This is a genomic window from Shimia sp. (genome assembly GCF_022448905.1).
Taxonomy (GTDB): Bacteria; Pseudomonadota; Alphaproteobacteria; order Rhodobacterales; family Rhodobacteraceae; genus Shimia.
On record NZ_JAKVCW010000004.1, the window covers coordinates 199878 to 221951 of the forward strand.

At 59.6% G+C, this 22074-nt stretch carries 22 protein-coding genes; 14 read left to right on the forward strand and 8 right to left on the reverse strand.

Features of this window, described 5'->3' with window-relative positions; genetic code table 11:
- Positions 1–127: 127 nt before the first annotated feature.
- The 3 genes from MK208_RS06055 to dusB are packed head-to-tail and all read right to left on the reverse strand — an operon-like array spanning position 128 to position 3584.
- Positions 128–1492: a response regulator gene (locus MK208_RS06055; RefSeq protein WP_294114919.1), complete on the reverse strand. Its 1365-nt coding sequence runs from the start codon at positions 1490–1492 to the stop codon at positions 128–130.
- Positions 1492–2577, reverse strand: coding sequence for an ATP-binding protein (locus MK208_RS06060; protein WP_294114920.1), 1086 nt, complete (start codon positions 2575–2577; stop codon positions 1492–1494). Before MK208_RS06060 ends, MK208_RS06055 begins: the two co-directional genes overlap by 1 nt.
- Complete coding sequence (dusB, locus tag MK208_RS06065; RefSeq protein ID WP_294114922.1) at positions 2574–3584, reverse strand: tRNA dihydrouridine synthase DusB; 1011 nt, start codon at positions 3582–3584, stop codon at positions 2574–2576. Before dusB ends, MK208_RS06060 begins: the two co-directional genes overlap by 4 nt.
- Positions 3585–3952: 368 nt before the next feature.
- Here dusB and MK208_RS06070 point away from each other — a divergent pair, with 368 nt between their 5' ends.
- The 3 genes from MK208_RS06070 (at position 3953) to MK208_RS06080 (ending at position 6256) form a co-directional block, all read left to right on the forward strand.
- Positions 3953–4435, forward strand: a complete 483-nt coding sequence (locus MK208_RS06070; protein WP_294114924.1) for a phosphatidylglycerophosphatase A — start codon at positions 3953–3955, stop codon at positions 4433–4435.
- On the forward strand, positions 4435–4908 hold the full coding sequence (locus tag MK208_RS06075; RefSeq protein WP_294114925.1) for a CinA family protein: 474 nt from the start codon (positions 4435–4437) through the stop codon (positions 4906–4908). The genes MK208_RS06070 and MK208_RS06075 overlap by 1 nt, the downstream gene beginning before the upstream one ends.
- A gap of 160 nt (positions 4909–5068) precedes the next feature.
- Positions 5069–6256 (forward strand): ammonium transporter, encoded by a 1188-nt coding sequence (locus MK208_RS06080; RefSeq protein ID WP_294114927.1) that lies wholly within the window; start codon positions 5069–5071, stop codon positions 6254–6256.
- A 64-nt stretch (positions 6257–6320) separates the two neighbouring features.
- On the opposite strand, the gene MK208_RS06085 is transcribed toward MK208_RS06080, so the two are convergent.
- Together MK208_RS06085 and MK208_RS06090 are read right to left on the reverse strand one after the other, a co-directional pair.
- A complete protein-coding gene (locus MK208_RS06085; RefSeq protein WP_294114929.1) occupies positions 6321–7043 on the reverse strand; it encodes a hypothetical protein in 723 nt (240 codons plus the stop codon).
- Positions 7044–7293: 250 nt separating this feature from the next.
- Entirely contained in the window at positions 7294–7749 is a 456-nt protein-coding gene (locus tag MK208_RS06090; protein ID WP_294114931.1) for a type II toxin-antitoxin system RatA family toxin, read from the reverse strand.
- Positions 7750–7847: 98 nt separating this feature from the next.
- Between MK208_RS06090 and hpt the strand changes: the two genes are divergently transcribed.
- Positions 7848–8393: a hypoxanthine phosphoribosyltransferase gene (gene hpt / locus MK208_RS06095; RefSeq protein ID WP_294114933.1), complete on the forward strand. Its 546-nt coding sequence runs from the start codon at positions 7848–7850 to the stop codon at positions 8391–8393.
- 182 nt (positions 8394–8575) lie between these two features.
- Positions 8576–8734, forward strand: a complete 159-nt coding sequence (locus MK208_RS06100) for a hypothetical protein (RefSeq protein ID WP_294114935.1) — start codon at positions 8576–8578, stop codon at positions 8732–8734.
- 7 nt (positions 8735–8741) lie between these two features.
- Here the strand turns inward: MK208_RS06100 and MK208_RS06105 are convergent, their stop codons facing one another.
- Together MK208_RS06105 and MK208_RS06110 are read right to left on the reverse strand one after the other, a co-directional pair.
- Complete coding sequence (locus MK208_RS06105) at positions 8742–9698, reverse strand: calcium/sodium antiporter (RefSeq protein ID WP_294114937.1); 957 nt, start codon at positions 9696–9698, stop codon at positions 8742–8744.
- 161 nt (positions 9699–9859) lie between these two features.
- Positions 9860–11272 (reverse strand): divergent polysaccharide deacetylase family protein, encoded by a 1413-nt coding sequence (locus MK208_RS06110; protein ID WP_294114938.1) that lies wholly within the window; start codon positions 11270–11272, stop codon positions 9860–9862.
- A gap of 145 nt (positions 11273–11417) precedes the next feature.
- Here MK208_RS06110 and MK208_RS06115 point away from each other — a divergent pair, with 145 nt between their 5' ends.
- The 7 genes from MK208_RS06115 (at position 11418) to lexA (ending at position 17007) form a co-directional block, all read left to right on the forward strand.
- Positions 11418–12011 carry an aminodeoxychorismate/anthranilate synthase component II gene (locus MK208_RS06115; protein ID WP_294114940.1) on the forward strand — a complete coding sequence of 198 codons (594 nt, stop codon included), beginning with the start codon at positions 11418–11420 and terminating at the stop codon, positions 12009–12011.
- Positions 12008–13027, forward strand: coding sequence for an anthranilate phosphoribosyltransferase (trpD, locus tag MK208_RS06120; protein WP_294114942.1), 1020 nt, complete (start codon positions 12008–12010; stop codon positions 13025–13027). The genes MK208_RS06115 and trpD overlap by 4 nt, the downstream gene beginning before the upstream one ends.
- Positions 13024–13692 (forward strand): uracil-DNA glycosylase, encoded by a 669-nt coding sequence (locus tag MK208_RS06125; protein WP_294114943.1) that lies wholly within the window; start codon positions 13024–13026, stop codon positions 13690–13692. The genes trpD and MK208_RS06125 overlap by 4 nt, the downstream gene beginning before the upstream one ends.
- The gene (gene trpC, locus MK208_RS06130; RefSeq protein ID WP_294114945.1) at positions 13689–14504 is read left to right on the forward strand and encodes an indole-3-glycerol phosphate synthase TrpC; all 816 of its coding nucleotides are present in this window, start codon (positions 13689–13691) and stop codon (positions 14502–14504) included. Before MK208_RS06125 ends, trpC begins: the two co-directional genes overlap by 4 nt.
- Complete coding sequence (gene moaC / locus MK208_RS06135; protein ID WP_294114946.1) at positions 14504–14995, forward strand: cyclic pyranopterin monophosphate synthase MoaC; 492 nt, start codon at positions 14504–14506, stop codon at positions 14993–14995. The genes trpC and moaC overlap by 1 nt, the downstream gene beginning before the upstream one ends.
- Entirely contained in the window at positions 14992–16167 is a 1176-nt protein-coding gene (glp, locus tag MK208_RS06140) for a gephyrin-like molybdotransferase Glp (protein WP_294114948.1), read from the forward strand. Before moaC ends, glp begins: the two co-directional genes overlap by 4 nt.
- A gap of 126 nt (positions 16168–16293) precedes the next feature.
- Positions 16294–17007 carry a transcriptional repressor LexA gene (lexA, locus tag MK208_RS06145; RefSeq protein WP_294114950.1) on the forward strand — a complete coding sequence of 238 codons (714 nt, stop codon included), beginning with the start codon at positions 16294–16296 and terminating at the stop codon, positions 17005–17007.
- Here the strand turns inward: lexA and MK208_RS06150 are convergent.
- Entirely contained in the window at positions 17001–19046 is a 2046-nt protein-coding gene (locus tag MK208_RS06150) for a ComEC/Rec2 family competence protein (protein ID WP_294114952.1), read from the reverse strand. The genes lexA and MK208_RS06150 overlap by 7 nt on opposite strands.
- Positions 19047–19126: 80 nt before the next feature.
- Here MK208_RS06150 and gltX point away from each other — a divergent pair, with 80 nt between their 5' ends.
- Both gltX and gltA read left to right on the forward strand, forming a co-directional pair.
- A complete protein-coding gene (gltX, locus tag MK208_RS06155) occupies positions 19127–20542 on the forward strand; it encodes a glutamate--tRNA ligase (protein ID WP_294114954.1) in 1416 nt (471 codons plus the stop codon).
- Positions 20543–20626: 84 nt separating this feature from the next.
- Positions 20627–21922, forward strand: coding sequence for a citrate synthase (gltA, locus tag MK208_RS06160; protein ID WP_294114956.1), 1296 nt, complete (start codon positions 20627–20629; stop codon positions 21920–21922).
- Positions 21923–22074 lie beyond the last annotated feature (152 nt).

Here is a 22074-nt window from a genome sequence, read left to right on the forward strand (position 1 = left end):
TAGACACCCGACTTCCTCAATTGATTTGGTGCCGCTCTCGCGGCCCACCGCCATATTCTGTGTCGCGTTCTAAGCCCCGACTCTTTTTCTCGGAGTGCGGCCCGCGCGCCACGCTTATGTGGCCTTTTTACATCAATTTGCGGCGGCGTGTCACGTGAATATCCAAATCCGTGATTTTTTTACGAAGCGTATTCCGGTTGATCCCCAACAAATCGGCACATTTCGCCTGATTGCCCCCTGTCGCATCCAAAGCGATCTCAATGAGAGGCAATTCAATCTCCCGCAGGATTCGCGCGTAGAGCCCCGCCGGTGGCAGCATATTGCCATGCAGATCAAAATACCGCCGCAGATGCCGCGCCACAGAGGCCGACAGTTTTTCGCTGTCATCACCACCCAAAAGCGGCCCCGCCTGCGGCTGCGCCCCCAGCATCATTTCCGCCTCGCCGCGCGTGACCTCCTCGGCCTGCGCGGTCAGCACCAACCGCCGCACCGCGTTTTCCAACTGCCGCACATTGCCCGGCCAGCTATAGGCGCGGAACAACTCCATCGCCTCATCCGAGAACACCCGCATCGGCGCGCCTTCCCGCTCTGCCCGATTGAGGAAGTGCTCCACCAGCAACGGAATGTCGTCCACACGCTCGCGCAGTGCTGGCACATGGATCGCCGCGCCGTTCAAACGGTAATAGAGATCCTGTCGCACGGACCCACTGTCCATCGCTGCGTTCAAATTCACCTGGCTGGTCGCCATAAATCGCGGATTGTGCTCGCCGGGCGTGTCCATCATGCGCACAATGCGGGCCTGAACCTCGTCATCAATGTCGCCAATCTCGTCAAACAGAATGGTACCACCCTTGGCCTTGGCAAGAACCTTCGCAGGCCCCTCCAGATCACTCAAATCCGCCGCATTGACCACCACAAACGGAAGGTTCCGGCGATCCGAGAAGTCGTGTATCTCTTTCGCAATCAAGGACTTGCCCGTTCCACTTTCGCCAGAAATCAACACCGGTAAATCGGTGTTCATCACCCGCGCCACCAAGCGATAGAGCGCCTGCATCGCCGGTGTGCGCCCCACCAGAGGCAGCTCATCCGGCCGCTCATCTTCCGCCACCGGCGCAGACGGCGCCCGCCGCTTCTGCTCCAGCGCCTTACCCGTGCGCTTCATCAGATCTGGCAGGTCAAACGGCTTGGGCAGATAGTCATACGCCTCGGCCTCTGCGGCTTGAATGGCCGTCATGATGGTGTTCTGCGCCGAGATCACGATCACTGGCAGGCCAGGGCGATCCTCGGAAATCTTCGGCAGCATCTCCAGGCCATTGCCATCTGGCATCATCACATCGGTGATGACCACATCGCCTTTGCCTTCGCCAACCCAGCGCATCAGTGTGGTCAGAGACGACGTGGCATGCACCTTGCATCCCGCCCGCGTGAGTGCCTGCGTCAAAACCGTGCGGATTGTGCGATCATCATCTGCAACCAGAACCGTGCCATCCATCAGAGGCTCTCCTCATATGCTTTGAGTGTGTCTTTGCTTGCCCGCGGAAGCGAGAGTTTGAACACCGTGCGCCCGGGCACGGAATCCACTGTGATCATGCCGCCATGATCGGAAATGATTTTGCTGACCAAGGCGAGGCCCAGCCCGGTGCCGTTTTCCCGACCGGAGACAAAGGGATCAAACACGTCCCCCTTGAGGTCATCCGGCAGGCCAGGCCCATCATCAATGATCTCAATTTGCAATGGCAACGGCTGCCCGGTGCCATCCGCCCGCCGCAGACGGAAGCTGTGCTCGTAGTAAGTCCGAATGCGAATTATGCCAGACTTTCCAGCCGCTTCGCTAGCGTTCTTCAGGAGATTCAAAACCACTTGCAGCAGTTGGTCTGCATCTCCCTCAGCAGGCGGCAAGGACGGATCATAGTCCTCGATAATCTGCATATGCGCACCATAGCTCACCAGCGCAGAGCGCCGCGCACGGTCCAGCACATCGTGGATGTTCACCGGCTTGCGCTGCGGCAGCGACAAATTGCCGAACTGCTCCACCTGCTCCAGCAGCTTCACAATCCGGCGGCTTTCCTCAACGATGAGGTCGGTCAGCTCCAGATCATCCGGGCTCAAGTTCATCGACAAAAGCTGCGCCGCGCCGGTGATCCCCGCCAAGGGGTTCTTGATCTCATGCGCCAGCATCTCCGCCATGCCAATTGCCGATTTGGCCGAGGATTTCACCGAATGGCTGCGGGTCATCCGTCCGGCCAATTCCCGACTGGAGATCAGGAACAACATCTCCCCCGGCGCATCTGCCAGCGGCGCGATCTGCAGGTTACACTGCACCGGAGGTCCGTCGCCTGTGCCAATGTCCGCATCATTCACAAACAGCGGCGTGCCGTGTTCCCGCGCCCGGTGAAACGCTTCCTCAAGCGGCGCATCAATCATCACCTTGTCCCAGATCGGCTGCCCCACCATGGACTTGGAGGAGGCATTCAAAAACATCTCCGCCGCTGGATTGATCCGCAGGATCACATCGGTTTCGTCCACCACCAGCGCGGGCACCGGCAAGCTGCTCCAAATCGGGTTCTGCGCGCTCATGCCGCCTCTCCATCGCTTGGGATGTCGTTTGTGGGCACCAGGGCATCGACCAAAAGCGCCATCACTTCGTCTGTGTCGCGGCTGGTCTGCACCCTACGGCGCAACACGGCCTCTGTGCCCACATGATCCATGTACCACCCCAGATGTTTGCGGGCGACGCGCAGCCCCAAATCCACGCCGTAAAACGACAGCATCGCGTCATAGTGCCCCTGCACCATCTCCACCAAAGCCTGCCCTATGGGCTCTTCTGGCGCGTCACCGCCAAACAGCTCCGCCGCCATCTGCGCCAGCAACCATGGCTTTCCTTGTGCCCCGCGCCCCACCATGACGCCATCTGCGCCGGACGCCGCCAGCGCCGCTTTGGCTGTGGCCACATCCATAATGTCGCCATTGGCAATCACCGGGATCGACACAACGTCCTTCACGCCTTTGATCGCCGCCCAATCCGCGGACCCTTTGTAAAACTGACACCGCGTGCGCCCGTGAATGGTCAACATCTGAACCCCGGCGTTTTCCGCCCGCTGCGCCAGCTCCGGCGCATTTAGCATATTGTCGTCCCACCCCAGCCGCGTCTTGAGCGTCACCGGAATCTCCACCGCGCCCACAACCGCCTCGATCAGCGTCAGCGCGTGGTCCAAATCTTTCATCAAGGCTGATCCGCTGGCTCCGGCCCCACTGGCGCTGGTCACCTTCTTCGCCGGACAGCCCATGTTGATGTCAATCAACGTGGCGCCATTGGCCTCCACCTGCCGGGCCGCTTCTGCCATCCAATGCGCCTCGCGCCCGGCAAGCTGCACCGATGTGGTGGCGTCCCCGAATCCCAGTTCCGCCCGCTCACGCACACCTGGCTTGGCCTGCACCATCTCCTGACTTGCGACCATCTCGCTCACCACCAATCCAGCGCCAAAACTGCCCACCAGATCGCGGAACGGGCGATCGGTGATTCCCGCCAGCGGCGCCAGAAAAACAGGGGGTGTCAGAGTGAGATGTGCGACTTGAACGGTCACGTGCCTAATCCTTGTGCAGTGCCCTCGGCGTATCTGACCTCTTGGTCAAACTCAAACAAATCACCGGGGATTTTGGTCATTATTGTAGCAGTTTTTGGCGTATGCTCAAAAAATAAGCAGTCAACAAGGGTCAATTGCCACTCCGACGTGCAGGTTCTACATACACCCGCGCGCCAGCACACACCAAAAGCCCCCGGCCATTCTCCGGCGGAGACACGCCGACCTACGGCTGGAAAGTCTGCAAAAGCACCGCCGCACGGCCTTGGCCAATGCCCAAGCAGTCTGCTAAAGCCAAAACGAGCAAAAATTGGCATTTCTGGCCGCACATAAGGACTTGCCGCAATCACAACGGCAGCATTGGAGACAGCATGATCCGCATGATCACAACATTCTTTGGCGTCGGCCGCCTGCCCGCCGCTCCTGGCACCTGGGGCTCTTTGGCCGCCCTGATCATCGGCTGGGCTGCGGCGCATTTTGTCGGTGTCTGGCTGCTGGCCATCCTCACCGCGCTCGCTATTGTGGTCGGCATGTGGGCCTGTATCCTGGATCTGGCGGATCGCCCCACCGAAGATCCTTCCGAAATTGTGATCGACGAAGTCGCTGGCATGTGGATTGCCCTGCTGTTCCCTGCCGTGGCCTTTGCCATGCGCGATATGTCCATGGTTTGGCCCGGCCCAGTTGCCGCCTTCCTATTTTTCCGACTCTTTGACATTAAGAAACCCTGGCTGGTGGGCAAAGCCGACCAACGCCACGACCCCATCGGCGTTATGCTGGATGACATCTGGGCCGGTCTGTTTGCGGGCCTCGCCACCCTGGCCGCCGCGGCGCTCTATCATATCGTGTTGATCTGATGGTGGACGTCGCACACCTCCTGCAAGCCTGCCGTGACGCCAACCTGCGCGTAGCGACAGCCGAAAGCTGCACTGCAGGTATGGTCGCTGCCGCCCTGACCGACATCGCAGGCAGCTCGGACGTCTTTGAACGCGGATTTGTGACCTACACCAACCTTGCCAAAACCGAGATGCTTGGCGTGCGCGAGGCCACTCTGGCGGCTGTTGGGGCCGTAAGTGAAGAGGTCGCACGGGAAATGGCGCTCGGCGCTCTGGTGAATTCTGACGCACAATTGTCCGTCTCCATCACCGGCATTGCTGGCCCGGGCGGCTCGGAGTTCAAACCCGAGGGTCGTGTCTGTTTTGGCATCGCCACGCGAACCGACTGCACCACAGAAACCGTCGAATTTGGCGCGCTGGGCCGCAAAAACGTGCGAGAAGCGGCGCGGAATCACGCTTTGGCGCTGCTTTTTAAGGCTGCCTGCGCAAAGTGACGCCATTTTAGGCGGCACCCCACGTTTTCCGCCTATTTTTTATACAGCTTGCAAAATGCCCTGATTTAAGGCGCTTTGAAGACCCTTCAGCCTTTGTTCTGTGCAGTTTTTCCGCTTTTTGGCGGAAAACCACCACTCACGGGACAAAGAGGAAAGAAATATGAACGGAGCGGACACCGCATGGATCATCGTGGCAACAGCCCTGGTCCTGTTCATGACATTGCCGGGTCTGGCGTTGTTTTACGGGGGCCTTGTGCGCGCCCGCAACGTGCTCAGCGTCTTTATGCAAACTTATGCCATTGCCTGCTTGATGAGCGTTCTCTGGCTCGTCTTTGGCTACTCCATCGCCTTTGGTAATGACGGCGGTGCCACCTCGGTCTGGGGCGGCCTCGGTAAGATGTTCCTCTCCGGCGTCACCACCGACAGCTTGTCCGGCACCCTGCCTGAGGTGCTGTTCTTTGCCTTCCAGATGACCTTCGCGATCATCACCCCGGCACTGATCGTCGGCGCTTATGTCGAGCGCATTGGCTTTGGATTTGTGATGATCTTCTCCGGCCTGTGGATGCTGCTCTGCTATGCACCCGTCGTACATTGGATCTGGGGCGGCGGCATGATGGCCGACGGCGGCATCTTTGGCGAAATCGGCGTGCGAGACTTCGCCGGCGGCATTGTGGTGCACGAAACCGCTGGTCTCGCAGCGCTGGTGATTGCCGTGATGCTCGGTGCCCGCAAGCACCGCACCACACCGCCACACGCTCCTTGGATGGTGATGATTGGCGCAGCTATGCTCTGGGTCGGCTGGTTCGGCTTTAACGGCGGCTCTCAGCTTGCCGCAGACGGCGGTGCCGCCATGGCCCTGACCGTGACCCATATTTCCGCCGCCACGGCCTCACTCACCTGGGCCCTGTGGGAACGCATCAAATACGGCAAAGCCTCTTTGGTGGGTCTGGTCACCGGCACCATCGCTGGCCTTGCCTCCATCACGCCTGCGTCAGGCTTTGTCGGCCCGGTTGAAGCGCTGGTCATCGGCGCCATCGCGGGCATCCTGTGTCAGGAAGCTGTGAACCTCGTGCGCAACAAAGCCAAGATTGACGACACCCTGGACGTCTTTGCCGTGCACGGCGTGGGCGGCATCTTCGGCACCATCATGATCGCTGTCTTTGGCCAAGGCTCTTGGGTAGCCCAGCTTGGCGCGCTGGTAATCGTCGGCATCTTCACAGTGGTGGTGACCTACGTGCTGGTCAAACTGGTCAGCCTAATCACCCCGCTGCGCGTCGATGAGGAAACCGAAGTCAACGGCCTTGACCTCACGGTCCACGGCGAACGCGCTTACGACATCGCCTCATAGGACATCAAAAGCATCACTCCGGAACTGGGCGGCCGATTGTGGCCGCCCTTTTTTCAAACAAACCTTATGCCAGGGCGGCCTCCACTGTGCCTTGCCCGATGACGTCCTCCAAGGACAGCCCTGAAACGGTTTCAATCACTTCATAAATCCGGGCATCCGCCACCATCAATTGTTCCTCTGCCGCCTCCGGCTTAGAGGCACGCGCAACCTCCGCCTCGCGCTCCACTTGCACGACCTCATCCACTTCCTCGACCTGGTCCTGCGTGTCCTCGCCCGCCAGCGGTCCAGCTTCCACAGCCTCCCAACTGCCTGCCTGCGCAACCGCCTCTGCCGCGACATCTTCGCCTTCGCCCTGCGCCCCTTCAGTCACAGGCATCTGGTCCTCTTCCAGCGCCGCATCCTCCGCCCAAGCAGCGGCCCCGATCCACAGATCAGCCTCCGCTGCCGCCTCTTCGGCAAAGACCTCCGCCAGAATATCTTCCAGACTTTGCTCCGGAACTGCGCTGACGGACACCTCCAACGGAACTTCCACCGGCACCGGCCCCTCTTCTGCCGATGCCACCGCGCGTGCCTCCCCGCCGTCGGTGCCGTTCTGCGCCTCCTCTAGGTCTGCGCCGTCTGCCTCTACCGCAGCGGCCAAAAGGTCCCCCGTACCTGCCTCATCCGAGACCCGCGGCAACCACTTTTCCGCCTCCGCCCGCGCTTCGTCTTCGATGTCGGCAACCATGTCGTCCACAACGCCCACAGCGGCAATCGCGCCGGCAACACCGAGAAAAACCAAAAACATAACCATGTTCTGAACCCAAAAAAATTCACTACAACCTGAGATAGTTTAGGGCACGAAGGTTATCGGAACATTAAGTGAACAAACGTACAGCGGACACTGCAACTCTGCTCCCGAGAAATCCGGGCGGGCCCGTCCTTGGTGACAAGTTGCCCTTCGCTTTACATGAGCCGAGTGGCACAGCGCCACGGTATTAGGGGGCTAAAAACGCGCCCACAACAGAAGGAGCACTCCCAAAAGTCTCTGAACGGCGTTAACGATACAACGCTTCGGCCCGCGCCTCAAACGCCGCCACAATCCGGTGCATCGCCTCATTGAACACCAGGCCAATCGCCTTTTGCAAAATGATGTTCTTGAACTCGAAATCCACAAAGAACTTCACTTCCACGCCGCCATCCACATCGGCAAAATCCCAGGTGGACTTCATGTATTTGAACGGCCCGTCCAAGTATTCGGTGTCAATGTGTTTTGTCTCGGGGTGCAATACCACCCGGCTGCCAAAGCGCTCACGAAACACTTTGAACGAGATCACCAGATCCGCCAGCATCTCCTCCGCCGCGCCACGCTCTGTTTGCACCGGCGTCACCGAGCGGATGCGCGCCGCCGCACACCAGGGCAAAAACTTCGGATAAGACGCCACTTCCGCCACCAGATCATACATCTGTTGGGCGGTATACGGCAGCGTGCGGGTCTCAGAATGCGTCGGCATGTCGTCTCATTTTGGCGTGACAGCGCATGGCGACCTCGCTATGCACAGTTCTGGTGGCGCACATAGCGGCGCAGGATGGGGAAAATCAAGAGGGTCTCATGTCAGAGCGTCCATATGTCATCGATCAAATGATCTCGGCCAAGTCCATTGCAGCGCGGATCGAGGACCTCTCACGCGAAATTCAGGCGGAATATGACGGCACCGATAAGCTGATCGTGGTTGGCCTTCTGCGCGGCTCTTTTGTGTTCATTGCCGATCTGGTGCGCGAGCTCGACCTGCCTGTCGAAGTCGATTTTCTCGAAGCCTCCTCGTACGGAAACGCCATGGAAAGCAGTCGAGAAGTACGCATTTTCAAAGACTTGCGCGGCGAAATTGAAGGGCGTGACGTGTTGGTTGTGGAAGACATTGTCGACACCGGCCATACGCTGACCCACGTGCTGCACCTGCTCAAGGCCCGCAATCCAGCCAAGATCAAAACCATCGCCCTGCTGGACAAACCGTCGCGCCGTGAGGCCGACATCGCTGCGGACTGGATTGGCTTTTCCATCCCCGATGAATTTGTCGTGGGCTATGGCATCGACTACGCCCAACGCAACCGCAATCTGCCCTTCATCGGCAAGGTGCGCTTTGTCGAAGACAGTTAAACACTCCGGGCAGCCGATGCGCGTGTCCTAGACGCGTTCTTTATGCCCAATACCTCTGCGAAGACCCACCGGATCGGGGGCACCGCCCCCAACGCACCTTGCCATCATCGACCGGCTTTCTTAGCTTAGACCAAAGTCAGCCAACACAGGCCTTTGTGATGAACTTCCGCCACCTCATGCGCATGAGCAAATGGGCCCGCAACCCGCCATCAGAGGCGCGGGTCAAGCTGGTGCTCGGCGTGGTGACCGCCTGCATCCTTCTGGTGTTGGTCGAGAAATTCATCGGCTGGCCAGAGTTTCTCACCCTGGAGCCGCAGCGCCGCAATCCGGTGAAATTCTGATACCCGCCTATTGCATCAACAAAAAGCCAAAATAGCCGAGATACGCCACCAAAAAGGCACCACCTTCCAGTCGGTTGATCGTCCATCCGGTCCGCGCAAACCCTATCAGCAAGACAGACGCCCCCAGAAGCACCCAGATATCAAAAGTCGCGATTTCAACGGGCACCGTGACGGGGTGAATCAACGCCGTCACGCCGACAATCCCCATAACGTTGAACAGATTGCTGCCAATGACATTGCCAATAGCGACGTCTCCCTGACCTTTGCGCACGGCAATCACTGCGGTGACCAACTCAGGCATGGACGTACCTATTGCCACCACAGTCAAACCGATCACGGTTTCTGAAATTCCGGCAAATTCGGCCACGCTGATCGCACCGTCCACCAGCAGACGCGCCCCAATGATGGTCGCAATCAACCCTACGACAGCGACACCGATCGCTGCGCTGAGGCCCAAGTCCGGGCCTGGTATAGCCGCCGCTTCCTTTTCATAGACCACAGCGTCAGACGTCTCTTTCGTCTTGGACACGGAGCGGAAGACCACAAACAGATAAGCCGCCAACGCTGTCACAAAGCCCACACCAATCCACCGCGTGATCTCTCCAAACAGAACAACGCCCAGAAGCGCAAGCGTGGCTGCGATCATGACGCTTCCATCTCGCCGCAAAGCGTCCCGTGCCACGGCCAAGGGTAAGAGCATCGCAGACACACCAAGTATAAGGAGAATGTTGCCAATGTTGCTGCCAACAACATTGCCAATTGCAATTCCAGCAGACCCAGACAAAGCAGCTTGGACGCTTGTGACCAGTTCTGGAGTGGATGTCCCAAACCCGACCAGTGTCAATCCTATCACCATTGGTGGCAAACCATAGGCTTTGGCAATGGTCACCGCCCCGCGAACCAGCATTTCCCCCCCAACAAAAAGGCCGGTCAGGCCAATCGCAATCATGATCCCCGCTGTCACCTCAATCCCTCGCTACCGCTACAATTCACCCGTACCGCATACACATGTTAACCTATTGCACCGCAAAATGTGCACCTCTGCGAAACAGCCGCGATACCGACAAAAAACCGACGTCGTAAAACGTCGGTCTTTCTGTGTCTTAACGCTGCGTGCGATGGAACTTAGTTGATCGTGTCCAGCGCTGCGGAAACCGGCGCCATGGCCACCGTGCCCGCCCGATCCTGAAGCGCCCACAGCAGCAGCGCCGAGATCGCCTCATCACGCAACTGGCCCACCATCACGACGCCTTGTTCCTGCCCGGCCTTGAAGGCCGCCCCGTCGAGGAACCGGCGCATCACCACGGCCGTTTGCTCTCCGGTGTCGAACTCACGGAAGACGGTGTTGGACGGCACGCCTTCTTTGGCCGCCAGCTTTTGTGCAGTGTTCAAGCCATTGGTTTGCATCAACAAACCGTGGCCGCTTTCCAGCAACGCCTGCGTCACCTGATCACTGATCTCCTTGCTGCCCTGCAAGCCGTCATCCAGTCCTTCCATCACGCCAACAAAGGCGTCAGAGACCGACAAATGTGCCTGCAGCGCCTGCTCCACGTCGCTGGCTGTGGCGTCACTTGGCATGTCGACCATCGCCAGAACCTCAAAGCCACGCGCCCGGAAATCCGCTGTTTTTGCGGCCACATTTGGATCCAGCGTGCTCACAGCAATGCTCAGCGGATAGGGAAAACTCTCAAGCGCTTCCATATCAAAAGCCGCCTCGCCGGTGTCCACCAGAACAATCGCCATCACCGGCTTTTCCTCTGCGTTTTCAAACTGTTCCGCGTTCACCTCAACCGGACGCGCGGCCAGCGTGTCCACGCTCTCTTCCTCATTTGCGCCCACAGTTGGCAACCGTGTGGATGTGCGCTGCTCGAACTTCTCGTTCAGGTTCGTGGCTGGCTTCAACAGACTTTCCTGCGTCTGTGCATCCTCAACCATGTCCTCTTCCGCAGACTCAGCATTCGGCGTGATGTCTTCCGCTTCCTCGATCGGCGCCGCCTCGGTCACAAGGCTCTCTTCAGCGGCGGCCTCTTCAGGCGCGTCACTCTCAGAAGGCGTTGGGAATACTTCATTTTCCGCCACGTCTGGCGCGGCAGGCTGTGGTGGGTTGGTTGAAATCGACAGCTCGGAGTCCGGCACAGGCGCTGCGGGTGTCTCGGCCTGCGGGTTGGGCAGAACCGGCGTCTCTTCGTTCATCGCCACCGCCCCGTCACCCTCAGGTGCCGCAGGCACCGCCAAAGCCGCCGTCTCGGTCCCTGTCTCCGGTTTCGGCGCAGAGTCGGTGTTGCTCAAAGGCGGCGCATCGCTGCCATCCGCTTCAGGCGTAGCTGTGGCCGTCGCTTCGGTCACCGCCGCATCCGCCTGGGATTCTGTTTCTACCGCACCGCTCTCTTGCGACGCATCTTCCGTCGCTTTCGGCGCATCCGCGTTGGTCTGAGGTTTCACCGTCGCAGGCAACGGCGACAACAGCGACGTCACTGCCAAAACGCCCCCCACCAGGATCGCGCCCCAAAACACACCTGACAATAATCCGCGCAACATAGCTGCCTGCCTCTCTTTTACGTCCATTTTATGGGGCGACCTGCTCCTGCCCCTCTTGACCCTCTGCGCCAAGCCTGAACATGTATACCGCGAGCAGGCCCTCTGCCTCCACCCCTTTTGCATCTTTAGGGAAAGAACCGACAAAATGCTGCTTCTGATCGATAACTACGACAGTTTCACCTACAACCTTGTGCACTATCTGGGCGAAATGGGCGCCGATGTGCAGGTCTGGCGAAACGACGCGTTGACCGTTCAGGACGCCATGGCCATGAACCCGTCGGGCATCCTTCTGTCCCCCGGTCCCTGTGACCCGTCTCAGGCAGGCATCTGTCTGGCTTTGACAGCGGCGGCAGCCGAAACCCGCACGCCTTTGATGGGCGTATGCTTGGGGCACCAGACCATCGGACAACACTTTGGCGGCGACGTTGTGCGCTGTCATGAGATTGTGCACGGCAAAATGGGCACCATGAAACACACGGGCAAAGGCCTCTTTGCCGGGCTGCCAAGCCCGTTTGAAGCCACACGCTATCACTCTCTTGTGGTGGACCGCGCGACACTGCCGGACTGTTTGGAAATCACCGCCGAATTGGACGATGGCACCATCATGGGGCTGCAACACAAAGAGCTGCCCATCCACGGCGTGCAATTCCACCCGGAATCCATTGCCTCTGAGCACGGCCACGCCCTGCTCAAGAACTTTCTGGACATGATGCCCGCCAAAGAGGACGCCGCTGCATGACTGCCGATATTAAATTCCTGATCGGCGCCGCGGCTGATCGCCCTTTGACGCGCGCCGAGGCCGAAGACGCCTTTACACTCCTTTTTGAAGGCGAAGCCACTCCCAGCCAAATGGGCGGCCTGTTGATGGCCCTGCGCACCCGCGGCGAAACCGTGGATGAATACGCCGCCGCAGCCGCCGTCATGCGCTCCAAATGCCATGCGGTAAAAGCGCCGAGCGGCGCCATTGACATCGTCGGCACCGGCGGCGACGGCAAGCACACGCTCAACATCTCTACCGCCACAGCCTTTGTCACCGCGGGCGCGGGCGTTGCCGTTGCCAAACACGGCAACCGAAACCTCAGCTCCAAATCCGGCACGGCAGATGTGCAAACCCAGATGGGCATCAACGTCATGGTTGGCCCGGAAGCGGTTGAAAAGGCACTGGAAACCTGCGGCATCGCCTTCATGATGGCACCCATGCACCATCCGGCCATTGCGCATGTGATGCCCACACGCGCCGAACTTGGCACGCGCACCATCTTCAACATCCTCGGCCCACTCACCAACCCGGCAGGTGTGAAGCGCCAACTGACCGGCGCCTTCACCCGTGACCTGATCCGCCCTATGGCCGAAACCCTTGGTCAATTGGGCAGCGAGCGCGCTTGGTTGGTGCATGGCTCCGATGGCACCGATGAGCTGACCATCACCGGCATAAGCTGGGTCTCAGCGCTGGAGGCAGACGGCACTGTCAAAGACGTGGAGCTCCATCCCGAAGATGCTGGCCTGCCCGTGCACCCGTTTGAGGACATCGTCGGTGGAACGCCAGAAGACAACGCCAATGCTTTCCGCGCCCTGCTGGATGGTGCACAAAGCGCCTACCGCGATGCTGTCCTGCTCAACTCCGCAGCAGCACTAGTGGTGGCTGATGCAGCAAGCGACCTGCGCGAAGGTGTTGAAAAGGCCCGTGAAAGCATCGACTCCGGGGCGGCCAAAGGCAAAGTGGCCGCATTGGCCAAAGTCACCTCGGCGGCATGAGCACAGCCACCCCGCCCAGCCACTGGGCGCATTTGCCGTTCTTCACGGACCGCTGGCCCGACATCAACGCACAAATCCAAAGCGACCCGCGGGAGATCCTTCCTCCCGCGGCCCAACGCTTTGCCGCGCTTGAAGCTGTTGCACCACAGCACGTGCGTGTTGTCATCCTAGGACAAGACCCCTATCCAACGCCTGGTCACGCGCATGGCCTGTCGTTCTCTGTGGAGCCAGACGTGACCCCATTGCCCCGCTCTTTGAATAACATTTACAAAGAGTTGCAAGACGATCTTGGTGCAACTCCATCAAGCGGCGATCTGCACTTCTGGGCCACCCAAGGCGTCCTCTTACTCAACACCGTGCTCTCGGTGCCAGCCGGCGACGCCAACGGCCACAAAGCGCTGGGCTGGCAAACTCTGGCCCATCAGGTGCTGGCCGACATCTCCGCCCGCCGCCCCACGGCTTTTGTCCTGTGGGGAAAACAGGCCCAAGCCCTTGCACCTCACATCACATCGCCTAAAGATGGCGGCCAACATCTGATGATTGAAACGGCGCACCCCTCGCCGCTCTCCGCCAGACGCGGATTTTTCGGCTCCCGCCCGTTTTCAACCATCAACAATTGGCTCGCCGACCAAGGCGACACACCGTTAAACTGGACTGACGCATGACCGAGACCGTTCTGGACAAAATCAAAGCTTACAAGCTGGAAGAAGTGGCCGCCGACAAAGCGGCCAAACCTCTGGAGGCGGTTGAAGCCGAAGCGCGCGAAGCCAGCCCAACCCGCGGCTTTTCCGACGCGCTGCACAAGGCCGCCCGCGAAGGCTACGGCCTGATCGCCGAGGTCAAAAAAGCCTCCCCGTCCAAAGGCCTCATCCGCGAAGATTTCAACCCGCCGGAACTGGCCAAAGCCTATGAAGACGGCGGCGCAACCTGCCTGTCCGTCCTAACGGACACGCCCAGCTTTCAGGGCCAAAAATCTTTCCTAACCGAAGCCCGCAACGCCACCAGCCTGCCCGCGCTGCGCAAAGACTTCATGTATGACACCTATCAAGTGGCCGAAGCCCGCGCGCTTGGGGCCGACTGCATCCTGATCATCCTCGCCTCCGTCAGCGACGCACAAGCGCAAGAACTCGAAGAAGCCGCATTCAGCTGGAACATGGACGTGCTGCTTGAGGTGCATGACCGCGAGGAACTGGAGCGAGCCAGCCAGCTCAAATCCCCTCTCATGGGCATCAACAACCGCAATCTCAAAACCTTTGAGACCACGCTCGACACCACCCGCACCCTGTCCAAATTGGTGCCGGAGGACCGGCTGATCGTCTGCGAAAGCGGCCTCAACACGCCGGCGGAACTGGCCGACATGGCCCGCTACGGCGCCCGCACCTTCCTGATTGGCGAGAGCCTGATGCGTCAGGACGATGTAGCCACCGCCACCCGCACCCTGCTCGCCAATCCATTGAATGCCATGGGAGGCATGTGATGAGCGACACGCACGTCTCTGGACTGACCCATTTTGACACCAAGGGCGACGCCCACATGGTGGATGTCTCTGAAAAAGCAGTCACTTCTCGCGTCGCCACCGCCGAAGGTTGGGTCAAAATGGCACCTGCCACCTTTGACATCATCAACGAAGGCCGCGCAAAAAAAGGCGACGTGCTGGGCGTGGCGCGCCTCGCCGGCATCATGGGCGCCAAGAAATGTGCCGACTTAATTCCCCTGTGCCACCCGCTACCGATCACCAAAGTGGCCGTGGAGCTGACGCCGGATGCTGACCTGCCCGGTGTGCGCATCGAGGCGACTGTCAAAACCACCGGCCAAACCGGCGTGGAAATGGAAGCGCTGACCGCGGTCAATGTGGCGGCCCTGACGGTCTATGACATGTCCAAAGCGGTCGACAAAGCCATGGAAATCGGCGGCATCCGCGTGATCCTCAAAGACGGCGGAAAATCAGGACGTTACGAAGCAAAATGATCTCGGTTGCTGACGCGCTCACGCATCTCTTCGCCCTCACCAAACAGCTGCCGGTGGAAAACGTGCCACTGGCGCAAGCCAATGGGCGCACGTTGGCAGAGCCGGTCAGCGCAAACCGCGATCAGCCCCCGTTTTCGGCCTCCGCCATGGACGGCTACGCCATCGTGTCCAACGGCGCTGCACCAGGAAAATCTTATGACGTCATCGGCGAAGCCGCCGCCGGACATGCCTTTGACGGCACCGTGTCCGCAGGTCAGGCCGTGCGCATCTTCACCGGCGCCCCGGTGCCAGAAGGCGCAGACCGTGTGGTCATTCAGGAAGATGTTAGCCGCGACGGCGACACCATCACACTCTCTGCAAATCTCGACAAAGGTTTTCATATCAGGCCTTTGGGCGGCGACTTCAAAGTTGGTCAAACCATCGCGGCCCCACGGGTTCTGCGCCCATCGGACGTGGCATTGATGACGTCGATGAACATCGCCGAAGTGCCTGTAACCTGCCGCCCCAAAGTGGCGATCCTGTCCACCGGTGACGAACTGGTCATGCCCGGTGAAACACCCGGCCCGGATCAGATTATCGCCTCCAACAGCTTTGGCCTGCAGGCCATGTTGCGTGACGCAGGCTGCGAAGCCCGCCTGTTGCCGATTGCCCGCGACACCCGCGCCTCTCTCGAAGCGGCCTTTGATCTGGTGGATGATGCCGACCTGCTGATCACCATCGGCGGCGCATCTGTAGGCGACCATGATCTGGTCGGCGACGTAGCGCAGAATCTCGGCATGCAGCGCAGCTTCTACAAAATCGCCATGCGCCCCGGCAAACCGCTCATGGCGGGCACATTGGCCAATGGCGCCATGATGATTGGCCTGCCCGGCAACCCGGTGTCCGCCATGGTCTGCGGCCACGTCTTTGTCCTACCTGTGATCCGCGCCATGTTGGGGCTTGGCGACGCGCCGACGCCGCGCCTGCCAGCCACTTTGGCAACCCCCATGCCGAAAAACGGCCCGCGCGAACACTACATGCGCGCCCGTGTAGAGCACGGAAAACTCTCACTTTTTGACAATCAAGACAGCTCTCTGCTCTCTATCCTGTCAGACGCAAACGCGCTCTTAGTTGTGCCGCCCAATGCGGCGGAATGGCCCGCAGGCACCGCCGTAGAGTACATCCCAATCTAGGCCAAACGCCTGTCCCTTTACCACATTTTGGCATCTGTTTCCGCTATGTTCTATAAAAGTTTTGACACAAAACAAGAACATGCGTAGAACGAGGATAAGACACACTCTATATGGGGGTCCTCGAGCATGTTGACCAAGAAGCAACTAGACCTGCTGGAATTCATTCACACCCGTCTGCAAAAAGACGGGGTGCCGCCCAGCTTTGACGAAATGAAAGACGCGCTGGATTTGCGCTCAAAATCAGGCATCCACCGTCTAATCACAGCGCTGGAAGAGCGGGGATTCATCCGCCGCCTCGCCCACCGCGCCCGCGCCATCGAAATTGTGAAACTGCCTGAAAGCATGGGCGGCGCGCCTTCAGCGCCAACAGCGGGTTTCAATCCCAAAGTGATCGACGGGCCGCATCCATCGCCGTCCCAACCGGCCAATGTGACGCCGGACGAGGTGACATTGCACGCGCGCGAACTGCCCGTGATGGGCAAAATCGCCGCCGGTGTGCCGATTGAAGCCATCAGCCATGTGGACCATCACGTGGCCGTGCCGGGCCAAATGCTGTCGGTCGGCCAGAACCACTATGCGCTTGAAGTCAAAGGCGATTCCATGATCGACGCAGGCATCAACAACGGTGACGTGGTGATCATCTCGGAAACCACCACCGCCGACAACGGCGACATCGTCGTGGCGCTGGTGGAGGATCAGGAAGCCACGCTGAAGAAGTTCCACCACAATGGCAGCTCCATCGCGCTTGAGGCCGCCAACCCGGCCTATGAAACACGCGTCTACCCTGAGGATAAAGTAAAAGTGCAGGGCAAACTGGTCGGGTTGATCCGCACCTACTGACCCCGCACCTCTGCATCATTCCACAACCGACGGCCCGCCACCTCGCGGGCCGTTTTGCGTAACGGCGTCCCCCCCTCAAATCGCAGAGCCACAGATCCCAGCGCCTCCAAGTCCTTTACGTCTAGTGTGTCACACGGCAATTGCTCGTCAAAAGCCGTTGAAAACACAACGATATCCTCGGGCGCGCAGCCCTCAAAAAGCGCCTTGCCGGTTTTCCCCTGCACATGGATCAACCGCCCGCCGCTGGCCAGCTCAACAAATGGCACGCGGCTTGTCTCGCCCGGCCACAGGCTCGCGGCGCCCTCTTGATCCCGTGTGCTGCCGTCATTTTCCAACCAGTTCTCTGCGACAAACCCCTGCCCTTTGGCTTTGGACAGGGCTCGGCCCTCTGGCGTCATCACGCCCACAATGCCGCCCGTATCGGAAATCAATACATCCGGGCGCTCCGCCTGTGTCGACCCCCAGAACCCCGCGCAAACAACCGCAACCCCGGCCACCCGCGCGCGTCCCTGCCACAGCAGCAACCACAGCCCACCCCAAGCGATCACCGGCAAAACCCAGCGCCCGCCGCTTGGCACAGTCCCACGCGCGCCATCTAGCCCGCTGACAAATTGTGCCACGGTCAAAATCCACCACAGGCCCTGCTCCATGCCCCAAAGCGGCACGGCCTCTAGCCCCACAGGCGCCAAAACCGCGGCCACAACGGCGGCGGGCACCACAAGAATGCCCATCACCGGCACCGACAGCACATTTGCCAACAGGCCGTAATGCGCCACGTGATTGAAATGCATCGCCGCAAAGGGCGCGGTTGCCAGCCCCGCCACCAGCGACGACACCACGACCGCCGACACCGGCCGCAACCACTTTGGCCCCAAATGCCACTGCATGTCCCGCAACCAGCCAAACACCCCCACCAGGGCCGCCGTGGCTGCAAAGGACATCTGAAACCCCGGCCCCATCAAGGCTTCTGGCTGCAACACCAACACGACCGTCGCCGCCACGGCCACCGCGCGCAACGTCAGTGCGCGCCGATCCAAGAGCACTGCCATTAACACCACAACGGTCATCACATAGGCCCGTTCTGTGGACACCGCGCCGCCTGACAGGAGCAAATAGCCAGTGGCCGCCGCAAAGGACACGCAGGCGGCGATCTTTTTGCCATTCACCCGCAGCGCCACTGTCGGGACCAACGCAATACAAAACCGCACCGCACCAAATACAAATCCGGCCAACAGTCCCATATGCAACCCTGAAATTGCCAACAAATGCGCGAGGTTGGCCCCGCGCAAAGCCTCTGTGACTTCCTCCGGGATCGCGCTGCGGTCACCCGTTGTCACGGCGGCGGCAAACCCCGCAACATCCGCGGCCATACGTTCTTGTATCGCTCCCGATAAGCGCATCCGGAATCCGAAGATCCCGCCGTTGTTATCTGGCGTTGCCATCGCCAAAACCGGCACCCGCGTGTACCCGACTGCGCCAATCTGCTTGAACCAGGCATGGCGCTGAAAATCAAAGCCCCCCGGCTCCACTGGCCCGGAAGGCGGTGACAGATGCCCCGTGGTGCCCACCAGTTTTCCCGCTGTTGGTGCGGTGCCCACCCCACTGCCATGCAAAGAAATCCGCACCCGCGTAGGTGTTTCCTCAGGCGTAATCTCGGCCAGAACCACATCCTCAAGCGTCAACCGCACCGCGTCTGAGGCCGAGCGGTCTATCGCAATAATCCGCCCCTCAATCGGCCCGTAGTAGCGAAAGTCCAAAACCGGGCCCGCCAAGCTATGCGCCCGTGCGCCCGCAAGACACACACCGGCCAAAACCAAAGCCACCATCCACAACAGCGCGCCAACATCAGCTTCCTGACCGATCGTCAACCACGCAAATGCCAAGGAAATCGGCCCAATCCCAACCAACACCGCGACGGTGGGCTCCACCGGCAGCGCAAAGTACATCCCGATCCCAAGCCCCAAACAGACCGGCACCCAGCAAAACAGATGCCCACGTTGATGCAAAAGGGAAAGGCGCAGAGACGTGACGACGCGCAAGCCTTGTCCTCTCTTATCGGTGTCGCTAGACAGTGCCTCAACGCTAGAACCCCAATGGTTACTGAAAGGTTAAGCCCGCTATGACAGGCCAGGTCGTCACCCGTTTTGCCCCATCGCCCACCGGTTATCTGCACATCGGCGGCGCACGTACGGCGCTGTTCAACTGGCTCTATGCCCGTGGGCGCGGCGGCAAGTTTCTGCTGCGGATTGAAGACACCGATCGCGAACGCTCCACACCAGAAGCGACCGACGCCATCCTGCAAGGCCTGAGCTGGCTGGGTCTGGATCATGACGGCGAGGTCGTGAGCCAATTTGAGGGCGCCAAACGCCACGCCGAAGTGGCGCTGCAACTGCTGGAGGAAGGCAAAGCCTACAAATGTTTCGCCACCCAAGACGAAATTGCCGCCTTCCGCGATGAGGCTCGCGCCGCCGGCAAATCGACCCACTATCGGAGCCCTTGGCGCGACGCTGATGCCGCCACTCATCCCGATGCGCCTTACGTGATCCGCATCAAAGCCCCGCGTGAAGGCCAAACCGTGATCTGCGATCAGGTGCAAGGCGATGTGACCATCCGCAACGATCAGCTCGATGACATGATCCTGTTACGCTCCGATGGCACACCGGTCTATATGTTGGCAGTTGTTGTAGATGACCACGACATGGGCGTGACCCATGTGATCCGCGGGGACGACCACCTCAACAACGCCGCACGCCAAATGATGATCTATGAAGCCATGGGTTGGGATCTGCCGATCTACGCGCACATCCCGTTGATCCATGGCGCAGACGGCAAAAAACTCTCCAAACGCCACGGCGCGCTTGGTGCACAGGAATATCAGGCCATGGGCTATCCGGCCGCCGGCATGCGCAACTACCTCGCGCGCTTGGGCTGGAGTCACGGTGACGATGAGTTTTTCACCGACGCGCAAGCCCAGGACTGGTTTGATCTGGACGGCATTGGCAAAAGCCCGGCGCGGTTTGACACCAAAAAGCTTGAGAACATCTGCGGCCAACATATTGCCGTGAGCGAAGATGCTGCACTGCTGCAAGAGATTGTGAATTATCTGGGGGCCGCAGACCAGCCTGCGCTGACCGACACCCAGACCGTATTACTACGGGATGCGCTGTATTGCCTGAAGGATCGCGCGAAGACTTTCCCCGATCTCCTTGAAAAAGCACACTTTGCTCTGACTTCGCGCCCTATCGAGGTGGAGGCCAAAGCCGCCAAAAATCTCGATTCAGTATCCCGTGGTATACTGAATGATTTGACGCCGCAGTTGCAAAATGTTAGCTGGTCGCGGGAGGAGCTTGAGGCTGTAACGAGCAGCTACTGTGAAGCCAATGAAATCAAGTTCGGCAAGATGGCGGGGCCCATGCGGGCGGCGCTGGCTGGCCGGGCTGCGACCCCCAGCGTCTTTGACATGATGCTGGTTCTGGGACGCGAGGAATCTCTCGCGCGTCTGACTGACGCCGCCAAAGATGACGCGACGGAATAGCGCCTGTTTACCGGGCCTTAAGACGTCGCAGACACAACGCGCCGGGGCGATCCGCGTCCCCGGCTTTTTAGGAAGGAAAATGCCATGTCCGAGGCCCCAAAAACCGCAACGCTAACGATTGACGGCGAAAACTACGAACTGCCGATCCACTCGCCAACGTCCGGCCCGGATGTGCTCGACATCCGCAAGCTCTATGGTCAAGCCGGTGTTTTCACCTATGACCCTGGCTTCACCTCCACCGCCTCCTGTGAGTCCACCATCACCTATATCGACGGTGAGAAAGGTATTCTGACGCACCGCGGGTATCCGATTGGCGAACTGGCTGGCCAATCCCACTACCTCGAAGTCTGCTACTTGCTGCTTTATGGTGAACTGCCAACGGCTGCACAATTGGAAGACTTTGAGTCCACCATCACCCGTCACACCATGCTGCACGAGCAAATGGGCAATTTCTTCCGCGGCTTCCGTCGCGATGCCCACCCAATGGCGGTAATGGTAGGTGTGGTTGGTGCCATGTCCGCCTTCTACCACGACTCCACCGACATTTCTGACCCACGTCAGCGCGAAATCGCATCCCACCGCCTGATCGCGAAGATGCCGACCATCGCCGCTTGGGCCTATAAATACACCATTGGACAGCCATTTGTGTATCCACGCAACGATCTGGACTACGCCTCCAACTTCCTGCGCATGTGCTTCGCCGTGCCAGCGGAAGAGTATGAGGTGAACCCGATCCTGTCCCGCGCGATGGACCGTATCTTCACGCTGCACGCCGACCACGAGCAGAACGCCTCCACCTCCACGGTGCGTCTGGCGTCCTCTTCCGGCGCCAACCCGTTTGCCTGTATCGCAGCTGGCATCGCCTGCCTCTGGGGCCCGGCCCACGGCGGCGCAAACCAGGCGTGTCTGGAGATGCTGAAAGAAATCGGCTCCGTAGACCGCATTCCGGAATTCATCGAGCGCGCCAAAGACAAGAACGATCCGTTCCGTCTGATGGGCTTTGGCCACCGTGTTTACAAAAACATGGACCCACGCGCGACCGTTATGAAACAGTCCGCTGACGAAGTGCTGGAGCTGTTGGGTGTTGAAGACAACCCACTTCTGCAGGTTGCTACCGAACTGGAGCGCATCGCACTGAGCGACCCATACTTCAAAGAGAAGAAGCTGTTCCCGAACGTGGACTTCTACTCTGGCATCATCCTTGAGGCGATGGGCTTCCCAACCTCGATGTTCACCCCTATCTTTGCGCTGTCTCGCACCGTTGGCTGGATTTCCCAGTGGAAAGAGCAACTGTCCGATCCAGCGCACAAAATTGGCCGTCCACGTCAGCTGTACCTCGGCGAAGATGTGCGCTCCTACACCGACATCGAGAACCGCTAACCCAATCGGGTCAGATACAATCAAACGCGCCAGAGCCTTCTCAGGCGCGTTTTTTTTGCCTAAGGCACATATTCTCAATTTTGCCCAAATTCACAGAAACTCAGCCCAAATTCCGACACGCTTAGCGTGCATCACTCTTTCGGAATTTTAGA

Bases quoted from the DNA above. Each gene is read 5' to 3' on its own strand.
- hpt (WP_294114933.1), top strand. From the start codon at position 7,848: ATGTCAGAGCGTCCATATGTCATCGATCAAATGATCTCGGCCAAGTCC.
- MK208_RS06090 (WP_294114931.1), bottom strand. From the start codon at position 7,749: ATGCCGACGCATTCTGAGACCCGCACGCTGCCGTATACCGCCCAACAG.
- MK208_RS06060 (WP_294114920.1), bottom strand. From the start codon at position 2,577: ATGAGCGCGCAGAACCCGATTTGGAGCAGCTTGCCGGTGCCCGCGCTG.
- MK208_RS06110 (WP_294114938.1), bottom strand. From the start codon at position 11,272: ATGTTGCGCGGATTATTGTCAGGTGTGTTTTGGGGCGCGATCCTGGTG.
- MK208_RS06075 (WP_294114925.1), top strand. From the start codon at position 4,435: ATGGTGGACGTCGCACACCTCCTGCAAGCCTGCCGTGACGCCAACCTG.
- MK208_RS06055 (WP_294114919.1), bottom strand. From the start codon at position 1,492: ATGGATGGCACGGTTCTGGTTGCAGATGATGATCGCACAATCCGCACG.
- trpC (WP_294114945.1), top strand. From the start codon at position 13,689: ATGACCGAGACCGTTCTGGACAAAATCAAAGCTTACAAGCTGGAAGAA.
- lexA (WP_294114950.1), top strand. From the start codon at position 16,294: ATGTTGACCAAGAAGCAACTAGACCTGCTGGAATTCATTCACACCCGT.
- MK208_RS06085 (WP_294114929.1), bottom strand. From the start codon at position 7,043: ATGTTTTTGGTTTTTCTCGGTGTTGCCGGCGCGATTGCCGCTGTGGGC.
- trpD (WP_294114942.1), top strand. From the start codon at position 12,008: ATGACTGCCGATATTAAATTCCTGATCGGCGCCGCGGCTGATCGCCCT.
- MK208_RS06125 (WP_294114943.1), top strand. From the start codon at position 13,024: ATGAGCACAGCCACCCCGCCCAGCCACTGGGCGCATTTGCCGTTCTTC.
- moaC (WP_294114946.1), top strand. From the start codon at position 14,504: ATGAGCGACACGCACGTCTCTGGACTGACCCATTTTGACACCAAGGGC.
- MK208_RS06070 (WP_294114924.1), top strand. From the start codon at position 3,953: ATGATCCGCATGATCACAACATTCTTTGGCGTCGGCCGCCTGCCCGCC.
- MK208_RS06100 (WP_294114935.1), top strand. From the start codon at position 8,576: ATGAGCAAATGGGCCCGCAACCCGCCATCAGAGGCGCGGGTCAAGCTG.
- MK208_RS06080 (WP_294114927.1), top strand. From the start codon at position 5,069: ATGAACGGAGCGGACACCGCATGGATCATCGTGGCAACAGCCCTGGTC.
- gltA (WP_294114956.1), top strand. From the start codon at position 20,627: ATGTCCGAGGCCCCAAAAACCGCAACGCTAACGATTGACGGCGAAAAC.
- gltX (WP_294114954.1), top strand. From the start codon at position 19,127: ATGACAGGCCAGGTCGTCACCCGTTTTGCCCCATCGCCCACCGGTTAT.
- glp (WP_294114948.1), top strand. From the start codon at position 14,992: ATGATCTCGGTTGCTGACGCGCTCACGCATCTCTTCGCCCTCACCAAA.
- MK208_RS06115 (WP_294114940.1), top strand. From the start codon at position 11,418: ATGCTGCTTCTGATCGATAACTACGACAGTTTCACCTACAACCTTGTG.